This is a genomic window from uncultured Coprobacter sp. (assembly GCF_947855755.1).
Classification (GTDB): domain Bacteria; phylum Bacteroidota; class Bacteroidia; order Bacteroidales; family Coprobacteraceae; genus Coprobacter.
Window position 1 is genome coordinate 1 of the sequence record NZ_CANUAR010000013.1, and the last position, 24,898, is coordinate 24,898.

At 38.5% G+C, this 24,898-nt stretch carries 23 protein-coding genes and 1 tRNA gene; 12 read left to right on the plus strand and 12 right to left on the minus strand.

What is annotated here, in order from left to right; genetic code table 11:
* Positions 1 to 238: 238 nt before the first annotated feature.
* The 3 genes from Q0093_RS08245 to Q0093_RS08255 all read right to left on the minus strand — a co-directional run bounded on the left by Q0093_RS08245 (position 239) and on the right by Q0093_RS08255 (position 2,572).
* On the minus strand, positions 239 to 634 hold the full coding sequence (locus tag Q0093_RS08245) for an HIT family protein (RefSeq protein ID WP_294177907.1): 396 nt from the start codon (positions 632 to 634) through the stop codon (positions 239 to 241).
* A 138-nt stretch (positions 635 to 772) separates the two neighbouring features.
* On the minus strand, positions 773 to 1,243 hold the full coding sequence (gene greA, locus Q0093_RS08250; protein ID WP_294177905.1) for a transcription elongation factor GreA: 471 nt from the start codon (positions 1,241 to 1,243) through the stop codon (positions 773 to 775).
* Positions 1,244 to 1,441: 198 nt separating this feature from the next.
* A complete protein-coding gene (locus tag Q0093_RS08255; protein WP_294177903.1) occupies positions 1,442 to 2,572 on the minus strand; it encodes a TlpA disulfide reductase family protein in 1,131 nt (376 codons plus the stop codon).
* A gap of 214 nt (positions 2,573 to 2,786) precedes the next feature.
* On the opposite strand from Q0093_RS08255, the gene pnp reads away from it, so the two are divergent.
* Positions 2,787 to 4,949 carry a polyribonucleotide nucleotidyltransferase gene (gene pnp / locus Q0093_RS08260; RefSeq protein ID WP_294177901.1) on the plus strand — a complete coding sequence of 721 codons (2,163 nt, stop codon included), beginning with the start codon at positions 2,787 to 2,789 and terminating at the stop codon, positions 4,947 to 4,949.
* A gap of 233 nt (positions 4,950 to 5,182) precedes the next feature.
* Here the strand turns inward: pnp and Q0093_RS08265 are convergent, their stop codons facing one another.
* The 5 genes from Q0093_RS08265 to Q0093_RS08285 form a co-directional block, all read right to left on the minus strand.
* Complete coding sequence (locus Q0093_RS08265; RefSeq protein WP_297929604.1) at positions 5,183 to 7,240, minus strand: C10 family peptidase; 2,058 nt, start codon at positions 7,238 to 7,240, stop codon at positions 5,183 to 5,185.
* A 406-nt stretch (positions 7,241 to 7,646) separates the two neighbouring features.
* Positions 7,647 to 8,480: a ribonuclease III gene (gene rnc, locus Q0093_RS08270; protein WP_297929606.1), complete on the minus strand. Its 834-nt coding sequence runs from the start codon at positions 8,478 to 8,480 to the stop codon at positions 7,647 to 7,649.
* Positions 8,481 to 8,517: 37 nt separating this feature from the next.
* Positions 8,518 to 9,780 carry a beta-ketoacyl-ACP synthase II gene (gene fabF, locus Q0093_RS08275; RefSeq protein WP_009318240.1) on the minus strand — a complete coding sequence of 421 codons (1,263 nt, stop codon included), beginning with the start codon at positions 9,778 to 9,780 and terminating at the stop codon, positions 8,518 to 8,520.
* A 17-nt stretch (positions 9,781 to 9,797) separates the two neighbouring features.
* Positions 9,798 to 10,034 carry an acyl carrier protein gene (locus tag Q0093_RS08280; protein WP_009318239.1) on the minus strand — a complete coding sequence of 79 codons (237 nt, stop codon included), beginning with the start codon at positions 10,032 to 10,034 and terminating at the stop codon, positions 9,798 to 9,800.
* A 473-nt stretch (positions 10,035 to 10,507) separates the two neighbouring features.
* Positions 10,508 to 10,591, minus strand: coding sequence for a hypothetical protein (locus tag Q0093_RS08285; protein ID WP_297929714.1), 84 nt, complete (start codon positions 10,589 to 10,591; stop codon positions 10,508 to 10,510).
* Positions 10,592 to 10,728: 137 nt separating this feature from the next.
* Between Q0093_RS08285 and Q0093_RS08290 the strand changes: the two genes are divergently transcribed.
* Positions 10,729 to 11,304, plus strand: coding sequence for a phosphoribosylglycinamide formyltransferase (locus Q0093_RS08290; RefSeq protein ID WP_297929608.1), 576 nt, complete (start codon positions 10,729 to 10,731; stop codon positions 11,302 to 11,304).
* Here the strand turns inward: Q0093_RS08290 and pdxB are convergent.
* Positions 11,299 to 12,426: a 4-phosphoerythronate dehydrogenase PdxB gene (pdxB, locus tag Q0093_RS08295; RefSeq protein WP_297929610.1), complete on the minus strand. Its 1,128-nt coding sequence runs from the start codon at positions 12,424 to 12,426 to the stop codon at positions 11,299 to 11,301. The two genes, Q0093_RS08290 and pdxB, sit on opposite strands and share 6 nt — an antisense overlap.
* 146 nt (positions 12,427 to 12,572) lie before the next feature.
* On the opposite strand from pdxB, the gene Q0093_RS08300 reads away from it, so the two are divergent.
* The 6 genes from Q0093_RS08300 (at position 12,573) to Q0093_RS08325 (ending at position 19,077) form a co-directional block, all read left to right on the plus strand.
* The gene (locus Q0093_RS08300; RefSeq protein WP_297929612.1) at positions 12,573 to 13,178 is read left to right on the plus strand and encodes a DUF4254 domain-containing protein; all 606 of its coding nucleotides are present in this window, start codon (positions 12,573 to 12,575) and stop codon (positions 13,176 to 13,178) included.
* On the plus strand, positions 13,165 to 14,247 hold the full coding sequence (locus Q0093_RS08305; RefSeq protein ID WP_297929614.1) for a glycosyltransferase family 9 protein: 1,083 nt from the start codon (positions 13,165 to 13,167) through the stop codon (positions 14,245 to 14,247). The genes Q0093_RS08300 and Q0093_RS08305 overlap by 14 nt, the downstream gene beginning before the upstream one ends.
* Positions 14,248 to 14,319: 72 nt before the next feature.
* Complete coding sequence (locus tag Q0093_RS08310; protein WP_297929616.1) at positions 14,320 to 15,066, plus strand: lipopolysaccharide kinase InaA family protein; 747 nt, start codon at positions 14,320 to 14,322, stop codon at positions 15,064 to 15,066.
* 111 nt (positions 15,067 to 15,177) lie between these two features.
* Positions 15,178 to 16,200: a Holliday junction branch migration DNA helicase RuvB gene (gene ruvB, locus Q0093_RS08315; RefSeq protein ID WP_297929618.1), complete on the plus strand. Its 1,023-nt coding sequence runs from the start codon at positions 15,178 to 15,180 to the stop codon at positions 16,198 to 16,200.
* An 11-nt stretch (positions 16,201 to 16,211) separates the two neighbouring features.
* Positions 16,212 to 17,711: a lipopolysaccharide biosynthesis protein gene (locus Q0093_RS08320; RefSeq protein ID WP_297929620.1), complete on the plus strand. Its 1,500-nt coding sequence runs from the start codon at positions 16,212 to 16,214 to the stop codon at positions 17,709 to 17,711.
* A gap of 4 nt (positions 17,712 to 17,715) precedes the next feature.
* A complete protein-coding gene (locus Q0093_RS08325; protein ID WP_297929622.1) occupies positions 17,716 to 19,077 on the plus strand; it encodes a TIGR00341 family protein in 1,362 nt (453 codons plus the stop codon).
* 116 nt (positions 19,078 to 19,193) lie between these two features.
* On the opposite strand, the gene Q0093_RS08330 is transcribed toward Q0093_RS08325, so the two are convergent.
* Positions 19,194 to 20,270, minus strand: coding sequence for a mannose-1-phosphate guanylyltransferase (locus tag Q0093_RS08330; RefSeq protein WP_297929624.1), 1,077 nt, complete (start codon positions 20,268 to 20,270; stop codon positions 19,194 to 19,196).
* A gap of 230 nt (positions 20,271 to 20,500) precedes the next feature.
* Between Q0093_RS08330 and Q0093_RS08335 the strand changes: the two genes are divergently transcribed.
* A tRNA-Leu gene (locus Q0093_RS08335) sits at positions 20,501 to 20,584 on the plus strand.
* A gap of 139 nt (positions 20,585 to 20,723) precedes the next feature.
* Here the strand turns inward: Q0093_RS08335 and Q0093_RS08340 are convergent.
* A complete protein-coding gene (locus Q0093_RS08340; RefSeq protein ID WP_297929626.1) occupies positions 20,724 to 21,263 on the minus strand; it encodes an adenylate kinase in 540 nt (179 codons plus the stop codon).
* A gap of 63 nt (positions 21,264 to 21,326) precedes the next feature.
* Positions 21,327 to 21,905: a GNAT family N-acetyltransferase gene (locus tag Q0093_RS08345; protein ID WP_297929628.1), complete on the minus strand. Its 579-nt coding sequence runs from the start codon at positions 21,903 to 21,905 to the stop codon at positions 21,327 to 21,329.
* A 322-nt stretch (positions 21,906 to 22,227) separates the two neighbouring features.
* On the opposite strand from Q0093_RS08345, the gene Q0093_RS08350 reads away from it, so the two are divergent.
* Genes Q0093_RS08350 through Q0093_RS08360 form a run of 3 tightly spaced genes read left to right on the plus strand, consistent with a single transcriptional unit; the run spans position 22,228 to position 24,892 of the window.
* Entirely contained in the window at positions 22,228 to 22,944 is a 717-nt protein-coding gene (locus Q0093_RS08350; protein WP_297929630.1) for a glycosyltransferase family 2 protein, read from the plus strand.
* A gap of 5 nt (positions 22,945 to 22,949) precedes the next feature.
* The gene (locus tag Q0093_RS08355) at positions 22,950 to 23,513 is read left to right on the plus strand and encodes a hypothetical protein (protein ID WP_297929631.1); all 564 of its coding nucleotides are present in this window, start codon (positions 22,950 to 22,952) and stop codon (positions 23,511 to 23,513) included.
* A 5-nt stretch (positions 23,514 to 23,518) separates the two neighbouring features.
* Positions 23,519 to 24,892, plus strand: a complete 1,374-nt coding sequence (locus tag Q0093_RS08360; protein WP_297929633.1) for a hypothetical protein — start codon at positions 23,519 to 23,521, stop codon at positions 24,890 to 24,892.
* The last annotated feature ends 6 nt before the right edge of the window (positions 24,893 to 24,898 follow it).

Sequence of the window (24,898 nt, forward strand, 5' to 3'; positions counted from 1 at the left end):
AAATTTGGAATGATTCTAAATAAAGACAGCAAGGTTAATTCGTATATAATTACCTATGACTTTTGAGAGTAACGTTGTGAATTTATAAAAAATTCGTGAGTTTGCTATATTGATAGGTAAAAAAGCCGGTTTGTTATGAGATGAAACCGGCTTTTTCAATTGGGTTAGCTTCTTGTATATATGGTAATGCTTTTTTGAATGATTGTGTGATCTGGATACAAGTTTCCCTTTAAGCGGACTATTCTATTTCTGATGCGATAGAAGCTGCAATTTCCACCATTTTTTCGGAAGAGACTTTTAACTTTTCCTTAGAGAAGTACATATCTGTTTCTTTGTTAATAGGGATTAGATGAATGTGGGTATGCGGGACTTCCAATCCCATAACGGCTACTCCTACACGTTTACAGGGAATCGCTTTTTCGATAGCCTTGGCAACTTTCTTTGCAAATAAGGTCAGTCCTGAATAATCTTCGTCTGACATGTCGAATATGTAATCTCCCTCTGCCTTGGGAATGACTAATGTATGACCTTCCGCTAAAGGATTGATATCGAGAAATGCAAAATATTTCTCGTCTTCGGCAATTTTGTAACATGGAATCTCTCCTGCTACGATACGACTGAAAATAGTTGGCATAATATGTTTATTTATAGATTGAGTATTTTTTGAAAAACTGCCCGCAACGTACGGTAAACTATAGGATATGTACGCAGGGGCAGTCTGTATAGCAAGAACGACACCGTCCGGGCATTAAACCCGGGGTGTCGTTCCCTTTTAAATCGATATATCGATAATTTCGAATGTCATAAGTCCTGACGGAACTTGTATTTCTGCGATATCTCCTACTTTTTTCCCAAGTAATCCTTTCCCTATCGGTGTACTTACGGCAATCTTTCCTTCTTTCAAATTTGCTTCGCTTTCCGATACGAGCATATATTGCATAACCGCGTTATTTTTTGTATTCTTTATTTTTACCTTATTCAGGATCTGCACGGTATGAGTATTCAGTTTTGTGTCATCAATCATGCGTGCATTTGCGACTTTATCTTTTAATTGAGCGATTTTCATTTCCAATAGACCTTGCGCCTCTTTTGCCGCATCATATTCCGCATTTTCCGAGAGGTCGCCTTTATCACGAGCTTCCGCGATTTGCCTTGATATTTCAGGCCTTTTTACAGTTTCGAGAAAAGTAATCTCTTCAAGCATTTTTTTATAACCTTCTTCGGTCATATAAACAATAGCCATAATTTTGATCTCCTATAGTTTAATTTTTAATTGTTTTGTCTTCTGTGTTATAAAACAAAAAAGAATTCCCGCTGTTAAGCCGGAACTCCTTTTTGTGTGTTCTCTATTGCAAAGATAAGTTCTTTTTTTTACTTTCCAAATAAAAAAGACAATCTTTCTAACTTTCTCTGAATAAAACTCTTATTTTAGAACTATTCTTTATAGGAGTTTTTGAATCTCTCCTGAAATTGATTCTATCGAAGCTATCCGTTTTTGTATTGCGCCTGTCCTGTCGATAAGAAATGCGCTCGGAAGATTTTTTACATTGTATAAGCTCGCTACGGTAGAGTAGATGCTGGCTTCGTCACGTACGCATATCCATGGAAGATTTGATGCCGATACTTTCCAGAAATTTTCATCGTTATCTAAAGATACTTGATAAATTTCAAGTCCTTTGTCTTTGAATTGTTTATATATTTTAGCAAGTAAAATATTATATTCCGGTGAATAATCGGTTTGATAAGCTGTAAAATCGAGTAAAACTACTTTCCCTTTCAGGTCTGATAATTTTTGTTGTTTCCCTTTGATGTCGGGTAATGATATATCTATCAGAGATGCCTCATTTGCTTGTTCTAACAAAGTCGGCTGCTTTAGTTGTCGTTCGGCTTGAAGAGAAGCTATGGCCATATTATAAAGTTGCTTGGCTCGGTATGAGCCTTTATAATATACATCGTATGCATTTGCTACGGCACGAATGGCTTTACTATCTTCTTTGTCGAACGGATCGAAAATTATGTTTCCGTTAACTTGTTGGAAAATGGCAAAATAAGCGGCTTTTGATTTGGGATTTCCGTATATAATAGGTAAAGTCGTTTTTTTGTATTGGTCAAGTGCGTTTAATAATCTTTTGGCGTTCGCTATTCGGATACTGTCCGAAGTTCCGGTATTACTTAAAATTTTGTCAACTTCATTTTTTAATAAACTTCCTGCTTTAGAAACTTCTTGTATCTGTTTATTTTCTTCCGATCCTTCCACTGAGTAATCTGTAAAAGATTTGCCGGATGTCTGAAAAGTGACGGTTTCTGTAGAATCTATGGCAAAGTGGATATATGAACTGTCGAGGCGGAGTCTGTAAAATTCCGGGAATTCGGTTTTCGGGGCATAAAAAGTGAACTTTCCGTCCGACTTCAATTTTATAGAATCTAAAGTAACGATTTTGTCGATTTGCGTAGCTTCGAAATAGAGGGTTTTCCCTTCTGCGTCCGAAACATTTCCCGTTACGGTAAAATCATTACGATGGCAAGCCGAAAAGGTCACGATAACAGTTAATAGATAAAGGTACTTTTTCATAAGATATTTTTATGCTTTTCTTATTGCAAAGATATATTTTTTCATAGAACAAACCGCATTTTATAAATTTAAAGACCTAAAATAGAGATTTTACTGTAATAAAAGGTGAAAATAAAGTGCGCGATAAGATTTTTCTTTCATTTTCACCTTGTTGCACTTAAACTTTAATTATCTTTGCATGAATTTGGAAAGAAAGTGAATAAGAAAAAATTTTATGATTAATCCTATTAAGAAAACGATCGATTTAGGAGATGGAAGAACCATCACGATCGAAACTGGAAAATTAGCTAAACAAGCTGACGGGGCAGTAGAAGTCCGAATGGGTAATACCATGCTTTTGGCTACCGTAGTGTCGGCACAAGAAGCCGGCGAAGGAGTGGATTTTATGCCCTTACAAGTAGAGTATAAAGAGAAATATTCAGCTTACGGGCGTTTCCCGGGAGGTTTTACAAAAAGAGAAGGCCGTGCTTCAGATTATGAAATCTTGACGGCACGTTTGGTTGACCGTGTGTTACGTCCATTATTTCCTGATAATTATCATGCAGATACGTTCGTAAATATAATAATGTTCTCTTCCGACGGTCATGATATGCCCGATGCATTAGCCGGATTGGCAGCATCTGCAGCTCTTGCCGTTTCTGATATTCCGTTTAACGGTCCTATCTCTGAAGTGCGTGTCGCTCGTATCGACGGACAATTTAAAATTAATCCTACATTCGAAGAGTTGGAAAAAGCCGATATCGACATTATGGTAGGAGCGACTATGGAAAATATCATGATGGTAGAGGGTGAAATGGATGAAGTTTCGGAAGCAGAATTGCTCGAAGCAATGAAAGTCGCTCATGAAGCTATCAAAATACAGTGTAAGGTACAAATCGAATTGGCAGAAGCTGTCGGTTCTACTGTAAAACGTACCTACTGTCATGAGGTGAATGATGAAGAGCTTCGTAAAGATATTTGGGAAAAATGTTATGATAAAGCTTATGCGATAGCTCAGTCAGGAAATGCGAATAAACATGCTCGTTCTGAAGCTTTTGAAGCTATCGTAACCGAGTATCTTGCCGGGATGGATGCTGAAGCTGCCGCAGAAAAGGAAGCTTTGGTAAAACGTTATTATCATGATGTCGAGAAAGAAGCTGTCCGTCGGTGTATTTTGGATGAAGGAAAACGTTTGGACGGCCGTACTACGACACAAATTCGTCCTATCTGGTGTGAAGTAGATTATCTTCCAGGACCTCACGGATCGGCAGTATTTACACGCGGTGAAACACAATCTTTGTCAACAGTGACATTGGGTACTAAACTGGATGAGAAAATTGTTGACGATGTGCTGGATCAAACTCGTGAACGTTTTTTACTTCATTATAATTTCCCACCGTTCTCTACCGGTGAGGCAAAAGCGCAAAGAGGGGTAGGCCGTCGGGAAATAGGTCATGGTAATTTGGCAAATCGTGCATTGAAACGGATGATCCCTAAAGATTATCCTTATGTGATTCGTATCGTGTCGGATATTCTTGAATCGAATGGTTCTTCTTCTATGGCAACGGTTTGTGCCGGTACTTTGGCCTTAATGGATGCCGGAGTTAAAATCAAGAAGCCTGTATCCGGTATTGCTATGGGATTGATTACGGATAAAGATAATGTGAAATTTGCTGTATTGTCCGATATACTTGGAGATGAAGACCATCTTGGAGACATGGATTTTAAGGTAACAGGTACAAAAGATGGTATCACGGCGACTCAAATGGATATAAAAGTTGACGGACTTTCTTATGAGGTACTTGAAAAGGCTTTAGCACAAGCTCGTGAAGGTCGTATGCATATACTCGGTAAAATTCTTGAAACGATACCAGAGCCGCGTCCTGATATGAAACCTCATGCTCCACGTATCGAAACTTTGACTATTCCGAAAGATATGATTGGTGCAGTAATAGGCCCGGGCGGGAAAATTATTCAGGGAATTCAAGAAGCAACAGGAGCTGTTGTTACGATTGAAGAAGTGGATAATATCGGACGTATCGAGATTGCTGCGCCTTGCCGTGAGTCTATTGACGCTGCTCTGTCCAGAATCAAAGGTATTGTGGCTGTTCCTGAAGAAGGAGAAGTTTATACCGGAAAAGTAAAATCTATTCTTGCATTTGGTGCATTTATTGAGTTTATGCCGGGAAAAGACGGTTTGCTGCATATTTCGGAGATAAGCTGGGATCGCATTGAATCAATGGAACAATCTGGAATTAAGGAAGGAGATGAGGTTACGGTTAAGTTGATCGAAATCGATAAAAAGACTGGAAAGTTCCGCCTTTCTATGAAAGCATTACAGCCTCGTCCCGAACGTCAAGACAAACGTGATCGTTCGAAGAAAGAAAACAAAGATTAATTATTTGTAGAACGATTCTTGTAAAATAAGAATAGGGGTGTTGACTTTGATGTGCCCCAAGTTTAATGGTTAAACATTGTTGAAATACGCTCTTAGATCGGAATAAAGCTCGGTATTGTACCGGGCTTTTTCATTTACTGAATATTCCGATTTAAATCTGAAATAAAAAACAGAGGCCATCTCAAATTCAGCTTGAATTTTTGGATAGCCTCTTCTTGTAGTGCGTACGAATGTTATTTTACCAACATCTTGCGTCCGTTTACAATGTATATACCTTTAGGTAGGTTTTCCAAGGCTTTGTCGTTGCTTACTTTATGACGAATCAAAACTCCGTCAATCGTGAAAACGTCTACTATGGTATTGTCGGTCGTTACGTTCTCGATGCCGAGTTCTTCTTCTTTTTCCGCGCTTACAATTATAGCGTTGTTAATCTTGGTGTTGCTCGAAATCGGAATTTTGACATTCTGTCCGTTTTCGTACAAGTATAGTTCGAGCGAGTAGGGTATCTCTTGTCGCAGATTGGTCGTAGAGCCGAGCGGTGTCAGGACAAGGGTAGTTATGTCTCCGTTTTCTAATGAAGTAACAGTGCCGGTCAATGTGGCTCCGGTCTGGCCGTCCCAAGGTTGCTTGAAATATGCGCGGAATTCTATGTTGCTTACGTTCTCGAGAGCTTGCAGTTTTACATAAAGTTTGAGATTTTCTATAGATGTGAAATCTCCGTGTTCGAAACTGATAGGTGCGGTTACGTATATTGTCGGTGTTTTGCCCGAAATGGTAAGTTGCGGTGCTTTGTTCTGACCCGTAGCCGCTTCTATGCGTATCCATTCTGTGGTGCCGCTTATTTGGTAAACCGGCCATACTTCGAATGTGCCGTTCTTTACAATATCGCTCGTGTTCAGTAGTAATGCGCTGAAACGGTTACCCGGAGCAAAGGTGTAGTCGGTTATACCCGCTATGATTTTCTCATCCGTTGCCACATCGGTCAATTCTAATCCCATGTAAACTTCCTCGGTGTTGGAGATATTTATCATGTTTCCCGAAACGAATAGTTCATCACCGCGAGTTGCCGAGTTTTGCGAAATGGTAATGGCGTCTTGTGCAATAACACCACTGCTGGCTTTAGCCGGCTTTAGTCCTGTTATAATATGCTGGTCGTTACGGTAGCCTTGACCGTGAAGTCCTGCTCCGGTATAAGGATTGAGGGCATCGGTACCCGATAGAGCGAAGTACCCGTTAAAAGTACCTTCCCATCCCCAATTAATATGGAAAAGGCCATCTTTGTAACCATCGCAAACGAATGTGTGTCCGCTGCCGCTATCGTCATTACCGGAATAAAAAACCGGAAGGCCTGCTTGTAAGTCGTTGTATACAAGAGTTTCCCATTCATCATCGTTAGTAATGTTGCTGCGGCTTATCTCTGTTGCTGTTTTTGCATATCCAAAGTAATCTTGAAATGAATAAACAGCCCAGTTCGATGCGCCGGCTGTGCCTATGTTTGTGTCATTGAAAAGCGAATTTACGCTAATTGCACAGTCGAACATTAAAAGAGCCACTGCATCGGCTTGCTGTTGTGTGTAGCCAGAACGGTATGAGGGCAACATGGCTGCATAATCGTATGTGTGCTCAGCAAAATTACTTTCCTTGTGTTGCTGTACTTCTTTGCCGTTTACGTCTATCGAGTAGTCGTAGCTGTACGATCCCGTGCCCTTTTCAGGCCATTTGTGGAAATATATGATTTGCGACATTGCAGTGGCTACACATCCGGTTACAGCGGGTGAGATACTTGTACCATTATTGTAACTGCAAAGCTGATTGAATGGGGGTTCTTGCGACCATTCGGTTTCGAGCAAGGGTTTTATTTCAGTTTTTATGGCTTTATTAGCGGTGTGTGTTTGCTCTGTAACTTCCGGTATGGAGCATACTGCCTTTATTTGCCGTGCGTATTCGCCAAGCCACCAGCGCATATTTGCGGGCAGTGTTGAGGGATTGTATGAACCCTTTTCTACGTATGCAAGTATCTCTGTTGCGCGGTCATCGGCAGCGGTAATGATAAAACCTCCTCCGGTTATGTTGAACACGTAGTAGAGAGGGGTATTGTCATCTCCTTCGGTGTATACGAGTCCCAAGTTAGTGGCAATAGTCTTTTGCTGTATTTTGCCAGATTCAGTGTTGGCAATAAAATTTTTAGCTGTTGACAAGGCATCGGTAACTTCAATTTTACGGGCATCTAACTGCTGTGTAAGCGCGAGTAAAAAAGTTACAACCAGTAGTTTTTGTAAAATCTGTTTCATTTTGTTGGAGTATTAGGTTAAGTATGATGTGTATGCAAGTCTGATTTTCGTATTTGATAAATATAATAAATTAAAATTTATTGACAAGATTGTTTAAAATTTTTTATTGTACCAGCCATTTTTTTTGAAAAAATTATTATCCGATGAAACTTTTTTAGTTTTCTTTTATTTAGATACAATACTGTATTATCGATTTCTATATCGTTGTGATCTTCGATATTGATTAATTCCTGGATCAAAATTAAAGTCGGTATAGAAGTTCTGTCGATTCCAATACCGGAAGAAAAAACGCAAAAATAACCTGATAATTTTTTCTTATTGGAAAATTTAGACAGTTCTTAAGAGCCATAATACCACAGTCTTGAATGACTGTTTTTCTTTTACTTTGTTAATCAAATAGAGTTATTTAAGATTCGTAAGATTTATCTGAAGAATCTTGCTTTGTAAAAGAGGAGAATTGCTCTCTGAAATTTCCGTCATTTTCTTTTTTTGAGAGATTCAATTCGAAGCTTTTTTGTGCATTAAGTATTGATTGAGCGAATGTTTGGTCGTTTTTTACACGAGTCAAGGCTATTTGTGCTGCATTTTGTTGAGCTTCTTTTTTGGAATAACCGATTCCTATTCCACATGGAGTTCCGGCGAGAATTGCCTGAAACTGAAATATCGGATTATTCTCTTTGTCGGTAAAGGCTTCAATAAGGGAGAAAGATATATCGATGTGGTTTTTTTGTCCCCATTCTATCAATTTTGATTTGAAATTGACTTCTTTTCGTGCAATTACCGATAAGTCTATATAAGGTGCGATTATGCGGTCTTGGATAAATGTTTTGCATGTTTCATATCCCTGGTCAAGATATATAGCTCCGATAAAAGCTTCGAATGCATTGCCGTAGATATAGTTGTTGTGGGTATTTGTCCGGATAGAGGTCTGTACGAGTTTGTCTAATCCCATTTTTATGGCAATGTCGTTCAGTGTATCTCTCTTTACGATTTTTGATCGTGTATTGGATAGAAAACCTTCTTTTTTATTCGGAAATTTTTTGAACAGGATATCTGCGACGATAGTGCTGAGGACTGCATCTCCTAAAAATTCTAATCGTTCGTTATTGATACGTTGTCCTTCTTGGGTACGGATATCCGATGACCGATGGACGAATGCCTGTTCATATAACTTTATATTGTTAGGATAGAATCCGAGTATTTGATAGAATAAAGAATACGACTCCTTGTGCTTTTGCACAAAAAGCCGTATTCTTTTATAAAAGTTCAGAAGCACGTTATCCTTTGAATTTCTTTACGATGATGCTTGCGTTATGACCGCCGAATCCGAAAGTATTGGACAAAGCTACATTAACAGTCCTTTTTTGAGGTTTGTTGAATGTAAAATTCAATTTGTAGTCAATTTCCGGATCTTCATCTCCTTCAGTAAAGTTTATTGTCGGAGGAACGATGTCATTTTCAACGGTTTTTACACAAATCATAGCTTCAATAGCTCCGGCTGCACCCAATAAGTGCCCGGTCATCGATTTGGTTGAACTTATGTTCAGCTCATAGGCATGATCTCCAAATACAGATTTAATCGCCTTGACTTCCGATATGTCGCCTACCGGTGTAGAAGTACCGTGTACATTAATATAATCTACTTCTTCAGGCTTCATTTCTGCATCGCTCAGGGCATTTTGCATAACTAATTTTGCTCCGAGACCTTCAGGATGAGTTGCTGTCAAGTGATAAGCGTCTGCCGACATACCGCCACCGACAACTTCTGCATATATTTTTGCTCCACGAGCTAAAGCGTGATTCAATTCTTCAAGAATAAGGCAGACACCGCCTTCTCCCATGACGAAACCATCACGGCTCGCACTGAATGGACGAGATGCTGTTTGGGGATCTTCATTGCGGGTCGAAATGGCATGCATTGCGTTAAATCCGCCGATTCCGGCTACGGATATTGCTGCTTCAGCACCACCGGTTACGATAACATCGGCTTTTCCTAAACGAATATTATTGAATGCATCGATCAGAGAATGAGTAGATGATGCACAAGCCGAAACCGTTGCATAGTTAGGACCATGAAATCCGTAAATCATAGAGATATGGCCAGCAGCGATGTCGGCGATCATTTTAGGAATGAAAAACGGATTGAATTTAGGACCGCGTTCTATATTAGTAAAGTATCCGCCGACTTCTTCTTCAAAAGTCCGTATGCCACCGATACCGGCAGCAAATATAACTCCCACCCTGTTTTTATCTACTTTTTCAAGGTCTAAAGCCGAATCTCCGACAGCTTCTTTTGCTGCAGCAACAGCAAATTGCGCATATCGGTCGAATTTGCGCACCTCTTTTTTATCGAGATAAAGTGTAGGGTCAAAGTTTTTTACTTCACAAGCAAACTGTGTCTTGAATTGTGAAGCATCGAAATGAGTAATAGGTCCGGCACCACTTACTCCATTCAACAGGGCTTCCCAAGTTTCATCAACATTGAGTCCCAATGGCGTAACTGCCCCCAGACCTGTTACAACAACTCTTTTTAATTCCATAAAAGTAGAGTATTCAGTTACTTCGCGTTAGCTTCGATGTATGATACAGCATCGCCAACAGTTCCGATTTTTTCTGCTTGATCATCAGGAATCGTGATACCGAATTCTTTTTCGAATTCCATGATCAATTCTACAGTGTCAAGAGAATCTGCTCCAAGATCGTTTGTGAAGCTTGCTTCTGGTGTAACTTCAGATTCTTCTACTCCTAATTTGTCAACGATGATTGCTTTTACTCTTGATGCAATTTCAGACATAACTTCCAGTTTTTAGTTAATTAATAAATTTACTTCTTATTTTTGCTGTGCAAAGAAATACATTTTTCTCCAAACAAAAAAAATATTTACTGTATAAAATCAAAAAAACTGCACACTTTTAGCTTGTTTGTGCAATTTTTTGCCTCTTGATGGCTCTTTGAAGATAAAAATTGAGCTCATTTTATCCTTTTTGATAATGATTTTCTGTGTCGTTTTTCTTTGAACTTTCAATTTTCAATGGAAAAATAGAACGGACAATGAATTGTTCTATACAGACTTTAGGGAAAAAAACGGATATTTTTCGCATTTCTATTTGCCGTTTAGAACATCTTTCGATACATAATTAAATAAATAGAATTCAATTTTTCAACAGATCGGGCAATTTTATCTTTTAATGTAATCGGTATTAGTAGGTTTTGGCGTGTACCCGTCGAATCCGCTTTTTAGGATCTTATCTTCATCTTCGGTAAAAGCTATGCCGTAGCAGCAATGATGGAAATTGACGAAGATATTTCACGAATTCTTTTTGTCGCTTCGTATCCGTCGAGAACCGGCATATTGATGTCTATTAAAATAATATGAGGTTTGTATTCTTGATAGAGTTTGACTGCTTCTTTATATTAATTGCATCGTTTCTTCGGCTGTTTTATAAATTTTTGTAGTTTTGTCAAGACTTGAAATGATAGGATGAAAAATGAATACACACATTGCCATATTTGCTTCCGGTTCGGGTACTAATGCAGAGAACATTATTCGATATTTTTCCAAATCGGAGAGTATTGAAGTTTCCCTTGTCGTTTCTAACAAGCCGGATGCTTATGTCCTTGAACGTGCACGGTTATTGAAAGTTCCTGAACTTATCATTACGAAAAAGGAATTTTCTGAATCGGAGTATTATGTATTGACAAAACTTCGGGACTTTCATATCGATTTTATTGTTCTGGCGGGTTTTTTATTGCAAGTTCCGAAGTATTTGATTCAGGCATATCCCGATGCAATTATAAATATACATCCTGCGTTGTTACCTCGTTTCGGAGGAAAAGGAATGTATGGAGATCATGTGCATAAGGCTGTTGTCGAGGCCGGAGAAAAAGAGAGCGGCATAACGATACATTATGTAAATGAACATTATGATTCAGGAGCTATTATCCATCGAGAAAAATGTACGGTAGATCCGGCTGATACTTATGAAGATGTAGCCCGTAAGGTGCATCGGTTGGAGTATGAGTTTTATCCTCGAATAATCGAAGAAGTTATATCCCGATTATGATTTTGGAGAAATAATAAACCCTAATTCTTTTAAAACCGAAATTTTCTCGGATGCGGGAAGCATGATTTTATATGCACCGAATTCTCGTCGAAGCCCGTAATTCCCCCGTAAATTCTCGAATTGTTTAGGAGCAGAACGTAAATTTGTTGTGTCGGTTCGGGGATCGTATGATGCGATTACGGCATTTGTTATCGGATCTCCCGAACATACGTTTAAATCTATTTCCGGAAAAGGGGCTGGCGGAGGAATTATTTTTGAGGTGTCGATCTCGATCCCGAGTATTCGGGATATTTCCCGGACCATCGTCCGGGAGGCGTTCGATTTTCCGTCGGCTGAATAACCGGCAATATGAGGGGTTGCGATAAAAGCGTTTTCAAGTAATTCCGGAAGTATATCCGGTTCGTTTTCCCAACAATCGATGATTATATCCGATATTTCTTTCTTTTGATATGCGGTCAATAGGGCTTTATTATCGACAACTTCTCCTCGAGAAGAGTTGATAATAACGGGCTGTTTTCTCAATTTCTTGAAAAAGTCGTTGTCGGCCAGATGAACACTTCGGTATATTCCCGTACGGTTGAGTGGTGTATGAAAAGTGATAAAATCGCATTCTTCAGCAATTGTGTCTAAAGAGACGAAGATATTATTTTTTTCTGCATCTGCCCGAGGCGGATCATTAAGTAGAACTGTCATTCCGATGGTCCTGCAATGGTGGGCGACTATCGAGCCGACATGACCGACACCGATTATTCCGATTTTTTTCCCTTTAAGCGAATAACTGTTTTTTTCTGCATGCAAAAGCAGAGATGCCAATATATATTGCCCGACCGAAGATGCGTTACATCCCGGTGCGTTTTTCCATTCTATTCCGTTTTGTTTACAATATTCGGTATCGATGTGATCGAATCCGATTGTTGCCGTACCGATAAATTTGCAACGACTTTCAGAAAGAAGACTTTCATTGCAACGTGTCCGGGTACGTATGATTAAAATATCGGTATCCTTTACTTGCTCCTTCGTTATCTCCGAAGGAGGTAGATATTTAACGTTTGCATACGGTTCGAGAATACCTTTGATGAAAGGTATTTTATTATCGATGATAATGTTGATGTTCTTTTGCATATCTGTTGAAAATGGTACAAAATTAAATCTTTTTTCAGTATGTATTCGGTAAAGGGCGTTAAACCGTATTTATTTGTCCGAAAGATTGTTCGTTTATGAAACAATTGTTATGTTTGTAGACTTAACTATACAATAACAGACTCGATATGACTTTTAGTGAAAAAAGTAACCGGATATTTTGGAATGCCACATTGGCTTATCACAATATAGATGACGTGGATGCTGAGATTCAGAATCCTTTTGAAGAAAAAACAATCGATTATTATTTATATCTGAAAAATTGGATCGATGCCGTCCAGTGGCATTTAGAGGATATTATTCGCAATCCGTCTATCGATCCTGCAGAAGCATTGCAGATAAAACGCCGTATTGACAAGTCGAATCAGGATCGTACCGATTTGGTCGAGTTGATAGATAGTTATTTCTGGGATAAGTATAAGAATGTAAAGGTGTCGGCCGATGCAAAGATCAATACTGAAAGTCCTGCATGGGCAATAGATCGACTTTCTATTCTGGCCCTTAAGATTTATCATATGCAGCAGGAGGTAGAACGCCGTGACGCTTCTCCGGAACATATAGAAAAGTGCCGTGAAAAATTGCGGGTGTTGCTTGAGCAACGAATCGATTTGTCTTCTGCGATAGATCAACTTTTACTTGATATTGAGTCGGGGAAGAAATATATGAAAGTATATAAGCAAATGAAGATGTATAATGATCCGGCTTTGAATCCGGTGTTATATGGTAAAAAATAATTGTTCTGTGATTTCTTGCCGGCCATTAAGAAATATATTGATTATTCGGCTTTCCGCATTGGGAGATGTTGCAATGACTATTCCGATAGTTTATTCTTTATGTAAAGCTTACCCTGATGTGAATTTTACAATGCTGACTACTCCTGTGGTATCTCGGATATTTATAAACCGACCGGATAATTTGAAAATTTATCCGGCTGAAATTCGGGGACGGCACAAGGGAATAAAAGGTATTTATATTCTATATAAAGAACTTCGGACATTTTCTTTTGACGGTATAGCTGATCTTCATAATGTTTTACGCTCACGGCTGTTGTGTGCTTTATTGCGTTTTTCAGGAGTGAAAAGCGTTCACATAAATAAAGGTCGGATTGCTAAATGTGAAATTACGGCACGTCGGCATAAAAAATTGCGGCAGTTACCTACCTCTTTTCATCGTTATACAGATGTGTTTCGGAAACTCGGCTTTTCTTTTCCTGAAAATTTTGTTTCGATTTATGGAAAGAAAAAGGCAGCTTTACCGGAAGTTTTATTGTCGGAGTATTCATCCGAAATGCACTGTATAGGGATAGCTCCGTTTGCAAAGCATCGAGGAAAGATATATCCGGAGAAAAAAATGGAACAGTTAATATCGATGTTGGCGAAAACGGGAGAATATAAAATATTCCTTTTCGGCGGAGGGGAAAGAGAGTCTTTGATTCTAAACCGGTGGGCGTCTGATTTCCCAGGGAAAGTCGTTTCTTTGACAGGCATGCAATTGGGGTTTTCCGGAGAACTGGCTTTAATGAGCCATTTGAAATTATTGGTTTCGATGGACTCTGCAAATATGCATCTGGCTTCTTTGGTCGGACTTCCGGTTATATCTGTTTGGGGCGCGACGCACCCGTATGCGGGTTTTTTGGGTTGGAAACAATCTTTAGATAATACTGTTCAGGTTGATTTACCCTGTCGTCCATGTTCTGTATTCGGAAATCGTCCTTGTTGGCGAAATGATTATGCTTGTTTAAATGAAATCTCGCCTGAGGAGATTGCAAATAAGATAAAAAAGGAGATATATGCCCAAAAATAGTTTTGTAAAAAGCTATATTCAAGAAAATAGGTATATTTGTATAGAATTAACGAAGAGTCTTAACTCGGTAATATGAATATTGTAATTAATCCGGATTATTCGAAACTTTCACTTTTTATAAAGCAACTTCCTGCTAATTTCAGTAAGGGGGGTGATATGATTTATGAAGCCAGGAATCAAATTAAGAAATTCAGTGCACAAGATATCGATGTTGTAGTGAAGCGCTATAAAGTTCCGATTTGTATCAACCGGATTATTTATGCTTTTTTTCGTCCCAGTAAAGCGAGGAGGGCTTATGAGTATGCAATGTTTCTTTTGAGCAAAGGAATACGTACTCCTGAACCGATAGCTTATATAGAGGTGAAAAAAGGGTTGCTTTTTTATCAAGGATATTTTATCAGTAAGATAGAAAATTATCCTCGGATGATGCGTGATTTTTATAATTCGATAGGGACGGGAGAGTATATCCTCGACAAGTTTGCCGAGTTTACTTTAGGAGTTCATGAAGCGGGGATCTTGCATCTGGATTATTCTCCGGGAAATGTTCTTTATGAACAGGTCGGAGATGAAGTGCATTTTAGTTTGGTGGATTTAAACAGGATGCGTTTCGGTAAACTGTCGAAAAAGGAATGTCTTCGTAATTTCGACAGGATCAGTCCGAGTGATGAGGTGACTTCATATATTGTCGCCGAATATTCCCGTCTTCGAGGTTGGGATATTGCTTCTTCTGTGAAAACGGCATTGTATTATAAGAGAAAGTTTTGGGAAAAAGTAGCTAAAAAAGCTGCCCTGAAAAATAAAATGCGTAAGGATTCTTGATTTTGGCAATTTTGTTTTGAAGTTTAATCAGATACTTTTTCATAAAGATCGTTTGTTCCGAAATAAATATCTAAGTTTGTTTTTCGAAAGTATGAAACTTTTAGCCTGTATATGGAATCTGATTTTGATATAAGAGAGCAAAATATTTCTGAAAATGAGCGGGAGTTTGAAAAAGCCCTTCGTCCGCTGACTTTTGATAATTTTAGCGGACAAGATAAAATTATAGAGAATCTGAGGGTTTTTGTTATGGCTGCCCGTATGAGGGAAGAGGCTTTAGATCATGTCCTGCTGCATGGTCCTCCCGGATTGGGAAAGACGACTCTTTCGAATATCGTGGCGAATGAGTTAGGTGTGGGATTTAAAATCACTTCCGGACCGGTATTGGATAAACCCGGAGATTTGGCGGGAATTTTGACCTCATTAGAACCTAACGACGTACTTTTTATCGATGAGATACATCGGTTGAGTCCTGTTGTAGAAGAGTATCTTTATTCTGCTATGGAAGACTATCGCATCGATATTATGATCGATAAAGGTCCGAGTGCCCGTTCCATACAGATCGACCTGAATCCTTTTACCCTGATCGGAGCTACTACCCGAAGCGGATTGTTAACCAGTCCTTTACGTGCTCGGTTCGGCATTAATTGTCATCTTGAGTATTACGATCATACGGTATTGAGTCGTATCGTTTTACGCTCAGCCTCGATTATGCAGGTTCCTTGTACGATCGAAGCTGCGGATGAGATTGCCATGCGTAGTCGGGGAACACCCCGTATAGCAAATGCTTTATTACGCCGTGTTCGGGATTTTGCACAAGTAAAAGGTAGCGGAGAGATAACGATAGATATAGCCAAGTTCTCTCTGGAGGCTTTGAATATAGATCAATATGGATTGGACGAAATCGATAATAAGATATTGATAACGATTATCGATAAATTTAAAGGCGGTCCTGTCGGGCTTACGACTATAGCTACTGCTTTAGGCGAAGATCCGGGTACTCTCGAAGAAGTTTACGAGCCGTATTTAATTAAAGAAGGATTTATTAAACGGACTCCACGTGGGCGGGAAGTGACCGATTTGGCATATACACATTTGCATCGTTCCCGTTTCTCAGAACAGGGTTCTTTATTTTAAAACGATTATTTATGTCCGGAATGAAAAGTCTTGCCAAGGATACTGCGATATACGGATTGAGCAGTATCTTGGGGCGTTTCTTGAACTGGTGCTTTGTCTTTTTGTATATTAACGCACTGAAAACTACCGCAGAGTACGGGATAGTTACAAACTTGTATGCCTATATGGCTCTGTTATTGATTATTCTCACCTATGGACTCGAAACCGGATTTTTTCGTTTTGCCAATGATAAAGAGTATAAAGACCCTCTTAAAGTATATACTACCGGACTGATATCTTTAGCATCCACGTCGTCTTTGTTCTTTATATTGGTGCTTATTTTTCTGAAGCCGGTTTCTGCATGGTTGGGGTATCCCGCTCATACCGATTATGTCTGGATGGTGGCATTGATAATCGCGATAGACGCTTTTACTGCTTTGCCGTTCGCTTATTTGCGTTATCAGAAACGACCGATGCGCTTTGCCGCGCTTAAACTTTTTTCTATATTTCTGAATATCGCATTAAATCTATTCTTCTTTTTGCTGTGTCCATGGATATACAAAACTAATCCTGTTTTGATTTCATGGTTTTTTGACCCTGATTTTATGGTAGGCTATATTTTAGTCTCTAATTTAATCAGTTCGGGAGCTGTATTATTGATGTTGATTCCCGAAATATTTAAGATTCGTTATCATTTTGATGCGGTGATCTGGAAACGTATGCTTCGTTACTCATTCCCGTTGTTGATATTGGGGGTTGCCGGAATTATGAATCAGACATTTGATAAAATGTTTTATCCGTTGTTGGCGGAATCCCGGCCTAATGCGATGTCTGAGTTGGGAATATACGGTGCGGCCTATAAGATAGCTATTGTCATGGTTATGTTCACGCAGGCGTTTCGCTTTGCTTATGAACCGTTTATTTTTGCAAAAAATAAAGAATCCGGAGATGAGAATAAAAAATCCTATTCAGATGCGATGAAGTATTTTGTCATTTTCGGTCTCTTTATATTTTTGGGTGTGATGTTTTATTTAGATTTGGTACGCTTTCTTATGCCGAAAGAGTATTTTACAGGCATCGAAGTCGTTCCCATCGTTATGTTGGCAGAGTTGTTTTTCGGAATATTTTTTAATCTTTCTCTCTGGTATAAGCTTACAGACCAGACTCAATGGGGTGCTTGGTTTTCTTTATTCGGGTTTGTTGTTACGGCAGCGATAAATATAATGTTCGTCCCTCGTTTCGGATATATGGCATGTGCATGGGCTGCTTTTTTCTGTTATTTCTCGATGATGATGGTTTCCTATTTTATAGGACAAAAAAAATATCCGATTAAATACGATTTATCCTCTATGGGACGTTATGCGGTATTGACTCTTGTTTTATATAGTGTAGCAGTATTGGTGGATATAGATAACCTATTTCTGAAATTATTGTTCCGTACAGCACTTTTATCTGTTTTCGTTGTTTATATGGTAAAACGGGATTTGCCGATAGAAGAGATTCCGCTGATAAATAAATTGATAAAAAAGTGAGGATATGTTTTTTAAAGAGTCGTTTCTTGCTGTCAGACAATTTCTGGGGCATTATTTAGATCAAAGTCAGGACCGAGAAAGTGAACAGGTGACAGTCGAGGCTATCCGTGAAGGAATAGAATTTAAAGGTTCTACTATATGGATTCTTATTTTTGCTATTTTTATTGCTTCTTTAGGATTAAATACAAATTCTACGGCGGTTATTATTGGTGCGATGTTGATTTCTCCGTTAATGGGTCCTATAATGGGCATTGGATTGGGGCTTGGAATCAATGATTTTGAACTGATAAAAAAGTCTTTTCGGAATTTAGGTGTGGCGACTATTTTCAGTGTATTGACCTCTACGCTCTATTTTTTGATTTCTCCGTTGAATGAAGCCCGATCGGAATTGCTGGCACGCACATCCCCGACGATATATGATGTGTTGATCGCTCTTTTTGGCGGATTGGCAGGCATTGTGGCTATGGCTACCAAGCAAAAGGGAAACGTAATTCCGGGAGTGGCTATTGCTACGGCTTTGATGCCTCCTTTATGTACGGCAGGTTTCGGTCTGGCGAATGGAAATATGCACTATTTTTTCGGAGCGTTTTATCTGTTCTTTATTAATTCTGTTTTTATTGCTTTTGCAACTACAATGGGAGTAAAAGCAATGAAGTTTTCTAAAAAGCAGTTTGTCGATAAAGACCGTGAGAAAACCGTACAACGTATTGTATATTCTATTCTGCTCCTTACAATGACGCCGAGTGTGATCATTACCTATAATATGATACGTCAGAATTATTTCGAGACATCAGCATTCCAGTTTGTTAATCAGCAATTTAACTTACCTGATATTCAGGTTTTAAGTAAAACGGCTTCATTTGAGAATGGTCAGAAAGTTATTCGGGTTTCTCTTATAGGACAAGAACTTTCGAAAGACTCGATATTATCAATTGAATCTCGGTTACCCGAATACGGATTGACCGGTACAAAATTGATCCTTTCACAAGGATTTGCGTCCAATAGGGAAATTGATTTGAAAAGCTTGAACAGTATGATGTTTAAAGATATTTATAAAGATAATCAACAGCGCATTGCATTATTGAATAAAAAAGTCGATTCTTTGCAGACCGTCGTGTCCCGTTACCAACAGTATGATACGATAGGTATTGCAATTTCTCCCGAAATTAAAATCCTTTTTCCGTTAGTTGAAAATATTGCGGTTACGAAATCTGTATTTAGCAGTGTGGAAACCGGAAAACTTGATACGATGACGTTAGCTGTGGTACGCTATGCGAAACCCATGTCGAAAGCAGAACAATCACGTTTTGTTCAGTGGCTTGAGGCAAGGCTTGCTGTAAGAAGTATAAAAATAGTAACGGAATAGTCTTTTTTTCTATATAGAGACGGCAGATTCTTGTAGAAAGGATCTGCCGTTTTAATTGCTATTTAAATTTTTGAAAATATAAATCAGACTGATAAAATATAGAACCTTGTTGCTCATTAGGTAAATTCATTTCCGAATTTTGCTTTTGCATCATTCACAATCTGTCGGATACGTTCCTCTTCATCTTTTCTGCAAATGAGCAATACATTGTCCGAATCGGCAACGATATAGTTCTTTAAGCCTTCGATGACGACCAATTTATCTTTCGGAACAGCAATGATATTGTTGTCGCTTTCGTAAATGAGAGATTTTCCCTCTTGATTTACATTGCCGTTTTTATCTTTAGACGAAATATCATAAAGAGATCCCCATGTCCCTACATCTGCCCATCCGAAATCGGCGCAGAGAACAAATACATTCGATGCTTTTTCCATCAGTCCGAAATCTATGGAGATGTTTTGGCAAGCGGGGAAATTTTCCTGAATAAATTCTTTTTCTTCAGATGTGTTGAATTTTCCGATTCCAGATTCGAACCGAACCGAGACTTCGGGAAGATACCGTTGGAACGCTTTAATAATGGTTTGTACATTCCAGATAAAGATCCCGGAATTCCAGAAAAATTCTCCGCTTTCTACAAAAACTTCGGCCAATTCTTGGTTTGGTTTTTCTGTAAACGTTTTAACGGTCTTGATATCTCCGTTACTTTCATCTCCGATCTGTATATATCCGTATCCGGTCTCCGGACGGTTGGGTTTTACTCCTAATGTAAGGAGTGCCGGAAAATTGTTTACAAATTCTAATCCTTTACCGATACATTCCGCAAAAGCATCTTCTTTGAGAATAAGGTGATCTGATGGGGTTACTACGATATTTGCTTCCGGGTCGATTGCCTGAATGTGGTATGCTGCCCAAGCAATACAAGGAGCTGTATTTCTTCGTTGGGGTTCTAACAAAATATGTTTATCATCGGCATCCGGTATTTGTTGTTTTACCAAACCCTCATATTGTTCGTTCGTTACGATAAAGATATTTTCGGGAGGAATGATTTTGCGGAAACGATCATAGGTCAGTTGCAAGAGAGTATGTCCTGTTCCGAAAAAATCTAAAAACTGTTTGGGGCGGTTTGTTCGGCTGACAGGCCAGAACCGGCTTCCGATTCCGCCAGCCATAATAATGCAATATCTATTTTTCATACTATAGCTTTTTGTGTCGGTTGGACGAATAAAATACGGTACGAAAATATATTAAAACCTGTTTTTCATTTATTTATCCGATTTTATTCTGAAATATATTTTGTATTTATACCGTTTGCTAAAGTAACTAATATTTTTCTTTACAAATCTATATATATCCTTTTTTTGAAAAAAAAGTCTGAAAAGCTTGCCACAATCAAAAAGAATATCTACTTTTGCCCCGTCTAAAAGCCCAGATGGCGGAATTGGTAGACGCGCTGGTCTCAAACACCAGTGGATTCACTTCCATGCCGGTTCGATCCCGGCTCTGGGTACAAAAAGAAAGAAGTCAAATGTAAATATCATTTGACTTCTTTCTTTTTATATATAGGTTTCCCAAATTGTTCCCACGTGTCTTAAGAATAAAATAATTGCATTAAGCTGTTTTTTCGCTTATATGGGGAATACTCCTCATCAACCTTCCCGATGGATTATATTTATAATGTCATCTATATTCATTAAATAGCTCTTGTCAATTAGAATGTAATTGTATTTTCTTGATATACACTGTTTTAGGTTATATCTATTGGTTTTATTCATATCCTCCAAGATTATATCTGTTGTTTGCCTCTTTTCTATAACATTTTCATATTTCAAGATATCTTGAAAATTATGTCGTATATATTCTTGGCTGAATATAAGACAGATGTATTTTATCTGTTTTCTATATTCATCAGTAAAGTCATTTTCCCAGCCGAAAGGAATATAGCATCCTTCAATAATCAGGTTTTGTGAATTCTCGATACAGGTCTTTATTATTTCTTTGACAATCGGCCACAGATAATCGGCTAATTCCATATCATTGCTATCGGCAGGCAATTTACATTGTCCGCTTCTGATAGTTCCCATTTTCAAATGGTCTATCGAAAAGTAGGGATATTTATATTTTTCCAGCAACTTTTGTGCTAATAAGGTCTTTCCCGTATGCGTATCTCCTGCAATAAGAATAATCATAAATCTTTTGGGTTATCTAAAATTTCAAATCTTATACTATGCTTTTTATCAACAATCTCATCATTATAAAGGCATTTCCTCAATAAAATGGTTGGGGTATTTATCCCAATATTTTTTATATACTCTGTCTTTTTGTCCATCAAAATTTAGTTGGTACATTCTGAATGTAACCAGAAAATTTTTAGGTTGCCACAGTTCTTCATAAGAGTACCGATATGTCATGCCTATGGCTTTCATTACTTTTCCGCTTCTCGGATTATTTACATCATGTGTAGCTGTGATATAGGGGATATCTGTTTGTTTCAGCATATCGATTATTGCCAAGCAGGATTCGGTGCAAATCCCTTTATGCCAGAACTCTTTCCTGATGCTATATCCTAAATCATGGCTGTCGTCTGCGCTTACATGAATACAGCCGATAGGAATATTGTCTTCTTTGAGGCAAATAGCGTAGTAGTGCCCTTTCTGTTGAATATAATCTTTTATATATTGAAAATACTTTTTCGCCTCCTCTATGTTTCTCAAAAGATACATGGGGAGAAACGTGTTTACATCTTTATCACTTAAAATAGCGAACAGAGCATTTATATCTTTTTCTGTGAAATGCCTTAATATCAATCGTTTTGTTTTTAAGCAATTCATTTTTACGTATGTTTATGTTTTCGTAAATATACAAAAATATAAATTGGAGGTTATATATCTATTGTATGATAGACACTTGTTTCTATAACAAAGAAAAGTCTGAAATTTTTCTATATATGCAAAGTCGTGATTAAGAGTTTGTCGAATGTTCTTATACATAATTCCAAACATGGTTTTGATCTGTTGAAATATAAAATTAAATTTATTTACTTAAAGAAAAAATCATAACTTTGTTTTCTCATTCCGAGATGGGGTGTAATTATACCGTGACACGATTAGAAGTCGGTTCGAACGGAGATATGTTTCGAAACAGTTATTGCCTATGGCAGATCATGAAAAAACTTTGTCGGTGATCATTCCTTCGTATAACGAAGGGAAGACCATTTGCCATATCCTGACTCGGGTTTTGTCGGTGTTGTTGCCGTTCAAAATAAAAAAAGAGATCGTGGTTGTCGATGACGGTTCTGCCGATGAGACCGGAATGCTTGTCGAATCATTTATCCGGGAACATCCGGAGATTCCGATAAAATATATTGTTCATGATATAAATCGAGGAAAAGGCATGGCTATCCGTACCGGGATAAAACATATTACCGGAGAGTATGTGATTATACAAGATGCCGATTTAGAGTATGATCCGCACGATTATTCTTTGCTGTTGCCTTATTTGCATTCCGGAGAATACTCGGTTGTGTACGGTTCTCGTTTTTTGAATAAGCAGAACCGTCATTCCTATCCGTCATTCTATTGGGGAGGCCGTTTGGTCTCGTTTATAGCAAGTTTATTGTACGGACAGGTCTTGACTGATGAGCCGACTTGTTATAAAATGTTCAAGTCGTCTTTGTTAAAATCGATCCCTCTTGACTGTACCGGTTTTGAATTTTGTCCGGAGGTAACGGCTAAGATTCTGAAAAAAGGATATAAGATAAAAGAGGTGGCAATCAGCTATACCCCTCGATCTGTGGAGGAGGGAAAAAAAATAAAATGGACAGATGGACTTGAGGCGATTTGGGTTTTACTGAAATATCGGATAAGATAGTTAATATGGGAAATAAGAAAAGAATAATAAAAGAGTCGAAAACAGAAATAAACGGAAAAGCCGTAAAAAAACCGGCTTATTCCAGATGGTTGTTTAAGAATATCATAGCAGTTGCGCTTACGTTGTTTTTATTAAAGGTCGTCATGGTTTTGCAGCCTACCTATAACTGGGTATGCTTTACGATGCTTCCTGAAAATATGGAAATTGTCAGAAAGTATCCGAATCTTAATTATGACGGTAGAATGTCTATAAAGCTCGGAGCCAATTATATGTATCTGAAAAATACTCGGGAACATACACCGGAGAATGCGATTATTTTATGGCCTTCTTCAGAAGCTTTTACAAAAGGAAAGAGCCCTTTTACGGCAGAGATATCGAATAAAATATATGCACTCCGCTTCCTTTATCCCCGAAAACTGGTTATCCCTTTTGATTTCGGAAAAAGCCATTATGTCGATGAGATTACCCATGTCGCCATTGTAAACGGTGAAGGATTTGAATATGTCCCTTATGAAGTAGAAAAGTTCGAAAACGGTATTTTGCCGGTCAAAAAAACTGAAAACAAATAAGCATTATGGTATCTTTTGGTATATTTCTTTCATTCCTGGCAGGATTTGTGACGGTCAATCTTATATCGTTAAGGTTCAGCTTGATCGAGAAACTGGGGCTCTCTTTCCCGATAGGCATAGCTTTGCAGACTTTGTTGATGCTGTTGATGGATGCCGTCGGTATTCCGCTTACAAGAGTCTCGGTTTTAGTAGCGAGTGCCTTGCTCATCCTATCGCTTTCGTTCCCGCTGATTTTCCGTCGGAAAGAACTTGTTCAGGAGATTCGGAAACCGCTCTCTTTCGATTTCTCCGGTTTTAATCTGGTATGGCTGCTGTTTGTTATCCTCATTATTATTTTGGAATATATGAATTTCTCTCGGTGTGTCTATTTCCCTACTTATGACCGGGACAGCCTTTCGGGATTCGATACGATCGGGTACATCATTTCCCAAGAACATACGTTAAAAGGCCTTTCCATATTTCAAGGAGATTATATGCCGTCTATACACCAACCGGGAAGTTATATTACCTATACCCCTATGGTTCAGCTCAGTTATGCCTATGTTTATTTATTGGGAGCACCCATGTCGAAGTTGATTCCGGGGTTGATGTATCTTTTCTTCCTGATTGCTTTTTATGCGGTCTTATGCCGGGTAGTTAATCGTACAGGCGCTGTAATAGCCACTTTCTTTATGTTGATAACTCCCGATATGCTCGGTTTCTCTTCGCTTTCGGGGACAAATGTCATACACGCCGTAACCGCTTCTTTGGGAATCATATATCTTGCCGTTTGGTTTCGGTATCGTGAACGGAAAGACCTGTATCTGGCATCCCTTTTGCTGGCATTGAATATTTGGACACGTACCGAAGGAATCGTATTTATCGGCGCTGCACTTTGTGTTGTCGGTTACGACTCTTTCAGAAGAAAACAGTATAAAGACTTATTGCCGGTTTTGTTGTCATTGTCTCCCGCTTTGCTTTGGAGTCTGTTTATGAAACTGAACGGGCTGTATGCCGAAGGGATAGCCATTGTCCGCCTTTTCTGGGATGGGGAGAAGGTCGAGACTATCTATAATTATATGAAAGATCTTTATGTCAATAATTATTATTACGGCTGGTCGTTTTCCGCTGCTCTTCTTTCGCTGCTTGTCAATATCCGGAATGTGATAAAGACACGAGATAACCTTCGTCTGTTATCTATGATTCTGTTGGCATCTTTGTTCTATGTGATTATTTTATATCAGATCGATTATAAATGGGATACGATAGAAAATGTTTTGGCTTATTCCGCCAAGCGTTTCCTTTTTTGCTTTGTCCCTTGCGTATGGTTCTTTACGGTGACGAACAGAGTTGTAATGACCGCATTCGATAAGCTGGAAAAATATTTAGCGCTCAGATAGGTACTA

Bases quoted from the DNA above. Each gene is read 5' to 3' on its own strand.
- Q0093_RS08310 (WP_297929616.1), top strand. From the start codon at position 14,320: ATGAATATTGTAATTAATCCGGATTATTCGAAACTTTCACTTTTTATA.
- pdxB (WP_297929610.1), bottom strand. From the start codon at position 12,426: ATGCAAAAGAACATCAACATTATCATCGATAATAAAATACCTTTCATC.
- Q0093_RS08340 (WP_297929626.1), bottom strand. From the start codon at position 21,263: ATGATTATTCTTATTGCAGGAGATACGCATACGGGAAAGACCTTATTA.
- Q0093_RS08255 (WP_294177903.1), bottom strand. From the start codon at position 2,572: ATGAAAAAGTACCTTTATCTATTAACTGTTATCGTGACCTTTTCGGCT.
- Q0093_RS08355 (WP_297929631.1), top strand. From the start codon at position 22,950: ATGGGAAATAAGAAAAGAATAATAAAAGAGTCGAAAACAGAAATAAAC.
- Q0093_RS08280 (WP_009318239.1), bottom strand. From the start codon at position 10,034: ATGTCTGAAATTGCATCAAGAGTAAAAGCAATCATCGTTGACAAATTA.
- Q0093_RS08325 (WP_297929622.1), top strand. From the start codon at position 17,716: ATGTTTTTTAAAGAGTCGTTTCTTGCTGTCAGACAATTTCTGGGGCAT.
- ruvB (WP_297929618.1), top strand. From the start codon at position 15,178: ATGGAATCTGATTTTGATATAAGAGAGCAAAATATTTCTGAAAATGAG.
- fabF (WP_009318240.1), bottom strand. From the start codon at position 9,780: ATGGAATTAAAAAGAGTTGTTGTAACAGGTCTGGGGGCAGTTACGCCA.
- Q0093_RS08330 (WP_297929624.1), bottom strand. From the start codon at position 20,270: ATGAAAAATAGATATTGCATTATTATGGCTGGCGGAATCGGAAGCCGG.
- Q0093_RS08265 (WP_297929604.1), bottom strand. From the start codon at position 7,240: ATGAAACAGATTTTACAAAAACTACTGGTTGTAACTTTTTTACTCGCG.
- Q0093_RS08320 (WP_297929620.1), top strand. From the start codon at position 16,212: ATGTCCGGAATGAAAAGTCTTGCCAAGGATACTGCGATATACGGATTG.
- Q0093_RS08300 (WP_297929612.1), top strand. From the start codon at position 12,573: ATGACTTTTAGTGAAAAAAGTAACCGGATATTTTGGAATGCCACATTG.
- Q0093_RS08360 (WP_297929633.1), top strand. From the start codon at position 23,519: ATGGTATCTTTTGGTATATTTCTTTCATTCCTGGCAGGATTTGTGACG.
- Q0093_RS08285 (WP_297929714.1), bottom strand. From the start codon at position 10,591: ATGCCGGTTCTCGACGGATACGAAGCGACAAAAAGAATTCGTGAAATA.
- greA (WP_294177905.1), bottom strand. From the start codon at position 1,243: ATGGCTATTGTTTATATGACCGAAGAAGGTTATAAAAAAATGCTTGAA.
- Q0093_RS08290 (WP_297929608.1), top strand. From the start codon at position 10,729: ATGAATACACACATTGCCATATTTGCTTCCGGTTCGGGTACTAATGCA.
- Q0093_RS08350 (WP_297929630.1), top strand. From the start codon at position 22,228: ATGGCAGATCATGAAAAAACTTTGTCGGTGATCATTCCTTCGTATAAC.
- Q0093_RS08245 (WP_294177907.1), bottom strand. From the start codon at position 634: ATGCCAACTATTTTCAGTCGTATCGTAGCAGGAGAGATTCCATGTTAC.
- Q0093_RS08345 (WP_297929628.1), bottom strand. From the start codon at position 21,905: ATGAATTGCTTAAAAACAAAACGATTGATATTAAGGCATTTCACAGAA.
- pnp (WP_294177901.1), top strand. From the start codon at position 2,787: ATGATTAATCCTATTAAGAAAACGATCGATTTAGGAGATGGAAGAACC.
- Q0093_RS08305 (WP_297929614.1), top strand. From the start codon at position 13,165: ATGGTAAAAAATAATTGTTCTGTGATTTCTTGCCGGCCATTAAGAAAT.